Source organism: Nguyenibacter vanlangensis (genome assembly GCF_013376155.1).
Lineage (GTDB): Bacteria > Pseudomonadota > Alphaproteobacteria > Acetobacterales > Acetobacteraceae > Gluconacetobacter > Gluconacetobacter vanlangensis.
On the sequence record NZ_JABXXP010000265.1, the window covers coordinates 1 to 3,845 of the forward strand.

At 69.5% G+C, this 3,845-nt stretch carries 5 protein-coding genes; 2 read left to right on the forward strand and 3 right to left on the reverse strand.

Annotated features, from left to right (window positions below):
• The 3 genes from HUK84_RS12055 to HUK84_RS12065 form a co-directional block, all read right to left on the reverse strand.
• Positions 1-215, reverse strand: a 215-nt coding sequence (locus tag HUK84_RS12055; RefSeq protein ID WP_176640508.1) for a hypothetical protein, incomplete at its 3' end; no start/stop codon positions are given.
• Positions 216-222: 7 nt separating this feature from the next.
• Complete coding sequence (locus HUK84_RS12060) at positions 223-1,293, reverse strand: 2OG-Fe(II) oxygenase (RefSeq protein WP_176640511.1); 1,071 nt, start codon at positions 1,291-1,293, stop codon at positions 223-225.
• Positions 1,294-1,375: 82 nt separating this feature from the next.
• Positions 1,376-2,293 (reverse strand): LysR family transcriptional regulator, encoded by a 918-nt coding sequence (locus tag HUK84_RS12065; protein ID WP_176640509.1) that lies wholly within the window; start codon positions 2,291-2,293, stop codon positions 1,376-1,378.
• A gap of 162 nt (positions 2,294-2,455) precedes the next feature.
• Here HUK84_RS12065 and HUK84_RS12070 point away from each other — a divergent pair, with 162 nt between their 5' ends.
• Together HUK84_RS12070 and hpxZ are read left to right on the forward strand one after the other, a co-directional pair.
• Positions 2,456-3,229: an SDR family oxidoreductase gene (locus tag HUK84_RS12070; protein WP_176640512.1), complete on the forward strand. Its 774-nt coding sequence runs from the start codon at positions 2,456-2,458 to the stop codon at positions 3,227-3,229.
• A gap of 127 nt (positions 3,230-3,356) precedes the next feature.
• Positions 3,357-3,743, forward strand: coding sequence for an oxalurate catabolism protein HpxZ (gene hpxZ, locus HUK84_RS12075; protein ID WP_176640510.1), 387 nt, complete (start codon positions 3,357-3,359; stop codon positions 3,741-3,743).
• Positions 3,744-3,845: the final 102 nt, after the last annotated feature.

Below are 3,845 nucleotides of genomic sequence, written 5' to 3' on the forward strand. Positions count from 1 at the left end.
ACCCCCGCCGCCGTGGCCCGGTACCGCCCGGCCGCGTCGCGCACCACCAGCCCCATGCCCGCCATCCGCTCCAGGCAGGGCTGGTCCTTCAGCCCCTCGGGCCGCCCCGCCGCGCCGCACAGGATCAGCCGGTGCAGCGCCGACCGGCAGCAGGTCTCCAGATAGGGTTCGCTCCACATGGCGCGCAGGATCGGCGTTTCCGCCGCCGCTGGCAACAGGCGCTCACGCCGTTTCGGTCCGCCCCATGGCCGCCCGGTTGGCCTGCTTGATCGCCGCCGCCGCGTCATCGAACACGAAAGGCAGGCAGGCATGGCGCCGCCCCCGGGTGACGGGCGTCACCGCATGCAGCAGCCCGCAGGAAAATACCAGCGCCCCGCCCGCCGGCGGGCAGAATCCCGGCCCCCCGAATTCCGGAAAGGACACCGCGCCGCCCTCGAATCCGTCATTCAGGTTGATCGACACGGCAAAGCGCCGATGCGCCGCCGCCGCCACCGTATTGTCGCGATGCGGGCCGAAACAGCCCTGCTCGCCGGAATCGTAGCAGGCCAGGATCAGCCGATCCATCTGCGTGGCCTGGAACTGGAACGCCTTGTGGATCTCCGGCACCACGCGGCGGATGATCCGCGCCTGCACCTGCCCCACCAGCCCCCGGTCCCGCAGCCGGCAATCGCGCCGCCGCTTGAACCCCGGATCGGCCACCGCCACCGACCGCCCCGGCACCTGCTCGGTCAGCATGCCCGACGGCATGCTCTCCTGCGCGTGGTAATACGCCATCAATTGCCGGCAGAACGCGGGCTCGAACACGTCCGCCAGCATCAGCGCCGGCACGGGCATCGGCGCGGCCGGGGCGATCGGCCTCATGCGGCACAGCAGACCGACCATCCGTTCCGCCACCCCCGGCCTGTCCGGCTGCACCGCGGCAATCCGCAGCATCGGATCGACGACCATCCAATACGGCGCCTCCTGCTCCGCCAGGCCGTACAAGGTGGTCACCGCACGGTCCGCGTCGCGAAAGAACCGCATGCCCGGCGGCATTTCGCCCAACCGCGCCTCGTCCTCCGGATCGGTCGAAACGCCGAAGAAATGGCTGCGCACCCCATCCAGCACCGCCCCCGCCGCGCGCAGATGCGCCAGCGCCGCGCCCACCCCCGCCTGGGTCGACGAGCGAAAGAAATACAGCAGGATCGACCGCCCCGCCGCCATGTCGAAACTATAGGTCCCGAACGGCGTGGTGCAGCGCTGCACGAACCAGGGCGCCGGATCTCCGACAAGCAATGCACGGGCGGACGACATCACAGGGGCCTCGATCACACGGTCCTGAAACACTAGGCCGATTCGCCCGTCCCGCAACATCGGGGAAAAATGAAGCGCGCCCTCACGGCCTTGGCCGGCCGGACATCGCCGTCGCGGCCAGAATGCCCGCCAGCCAATCGGCAAAGACCTGCAGGCGGCGCGACAGGTGCCGCCGATGCGGGTACAGCAGCGCCATCGGCAGCGGCGCGGCCCGCCGGTCCGCCATCACTTCCACCAGTTCTCCCGCGTCCAGATGGCCCCGCACGTCATAGGCCGGCACCTGGATCAGCCCCAGCCCGGCCAGGCAGCAGGCGATCAGCCCCTCGGCGCTGTTGACCGTCACCCGCCCGGCCGGCGCCGCGCTCCGGATCTGCCCCTCGGCCACCCATTCCCAGTCCTCGACCCGCCCTGTGGCGGGCGAGGCATAGCGCACCACCTGATGCGCCGTCAGGTCGGCCGGCTCGCGCGGCACGCCATGCCGCGCCAGATAGGCCGGGCTGGCGACGTTGATCAGCGCCAGTTCACCGATCCGCCGCGCGATCAGCCCGGACTCGTGCAGCGGTCCCACCCGCAGCGCGCAATCGATCCCCTCTTCCACCAGATTGGCTGCGCGGTCGCTCACCCCCAGCACGATCTCGATCCCCGGATAGCGGTCCAGGAAATCTGGCAGGGCAGGGGCGACGATCAGCCGTCCGATCCGTCCGGGCATGTCCACCCGCAGGACCCCGCGCGGCCCGACCGCGTCCCGCCGGAACAGCGCCTCGGCCTCCTCCATGTCGGCGATCAGCCGCACGCAATGCTCGTAGAACGCCGCCCCGTCCGGCGTGGGCGCGACCGAACGCGTCGTGCGCGCCAGCAGCCGCGCGCCCAGCCGCGCCTCCAGTTCCTGGATGGCGGTGGACACCGACGAACGCGGCATGTTCAGCCCGTCCGCCGCGCGGGTGAAACTCGCCGTCTCCACCACCCGGGCGAAGACGCGAAACAGTTCGATCCGGTCCAAGGCACCTCCCGGTCAATTCCCGTTATTGTTCGATTTTTACGACATCTGTTGTCGATGTCGCGACGTTTATGCCGAAACGCGCAACGCCTATCGTCCCGGGCAGGAACGCGGATGGCAGCAGGGAACCCAGCCATGATCGATCACAGCATTGCGGACCACGGCATTGCGGACCACGGAATCGGGGGAAAGACCGTCCTCATCGCCGGCGGCGCCAAGAATCTCGGCAGCCTGATCGCGCGCGACCTCGCCGCCCACGGCGCAAAGGCGATCGCCATCCATTACAACAGCGCCGCCACCCGGCCCGACGCCGACCGCACCCTGGCCGACCTCAGGGCGGCAGGGGTCCAGGCGGTGGCGCTGCAGGCCGACCTGACCAGCGCCGGGGCCTGCGCCAGGCTCTTCGCCGACACGGTGGCGGCGATCGGCCGCCCCGACATCGCGATCAACACGGTCGGCAAGGTCTTGAAGAAGCCCATCGCCGAAACGACCGAGGCCGAATTCGATTCGATGTTCGCCATCAACGCCAAGGCGGCCTATTTCTTCATCAAGGAAGCCGGCATCCATCTCAACGACAACGGCAAGCTGGTCACTTTGGTGACCTCGCTGCTGGGGGCCTACACCCCGTTCTATTCCACCTATGCGGGCGCCAAGGCCCCGGTCGAGCATTTCACCCGCGCCGCGTCCAAGGAATATGGCGCACGCGGCATCTCGGTCACTGCCATCGGCCCCGGCCCGATGGACACGCCCTTTTTTTACGGCCAGGAAGCGCCGGACGCCGTCGCCTACCACAAGCAGGCCGCCGCCCTGTCGGCCTTCACCAGGACCGGCCTGACCGACATCGCGGACATCGCCCCCTTCGTCCGCTTCCTGGTGTCCGAAGGCTGGTGGATGACCGGCCAGACCATCCTGGTCAACGGCGGCTATACGACGAAATAAAGGCAGCGAAATAAACGGGAGCGAAATAAACGGCTTGGCCGGAACGCGCCGGCGTCCCCGGCGCGGCTTTGCGGCGTGCCGGATGCCGCGATACGCTCCCCGCGCAAACCCGCGCAGGAGAGCCGACATGCTGACCATCGACGACCCCGCCACCGTCGCCGAACTCACCGAAATGGCGGACCGGTACGAAACCGCCCTGATGGCCAACGACGTCGAAACCCTCGACGCCCTGTTCCGCGACGCGCCGGAAACCATCCGCTACGGCGTGGGTGAGGTCCTGTACGGTTTCGCCGAGATCGCCGCCTTCCGCCAGGGCAGGGTCGGCGGCTCGCCGCAGCGCCGCGTGCTGCGCCGCGTCGTCACCAGTTTCGGGCCGGATCTGGGCACCGTGAACCTGGAATTCCAGCGCGAGGGCGGCACCCGCATCGGCCGCCAGAGCCAGACCTGGGTCCGCACCGACGCGGGGTGGAAGATCACCTGCGCCCATGTCTCGCTGATGGCCGACATCTCCTGAACCTGTCCGGGCGTCCCGCCGGCCGGCCGCGTCACACCTCCGGCAGGGGCGGCGGCGTCACCACCCGGTGGCGCACCACCTCGCCCACCAGCACCAGCGCCG

Coding starts and splice junctions, on each gene's coding strand:
- HUK84_RS12060 (WP_176640511.1), bottom strand. CDS start 1,293: ATGTCGTCCGCCCGTGCATTGCTTGTCGGAGATCCGGCGCCCTGGTTC.
- hpxZ (WP_176640510.1), top strand. CDS start 3,357: ATGCTGACCATCGACGACCCCGCCACCGTCGCCGAACTCACCGAAATG.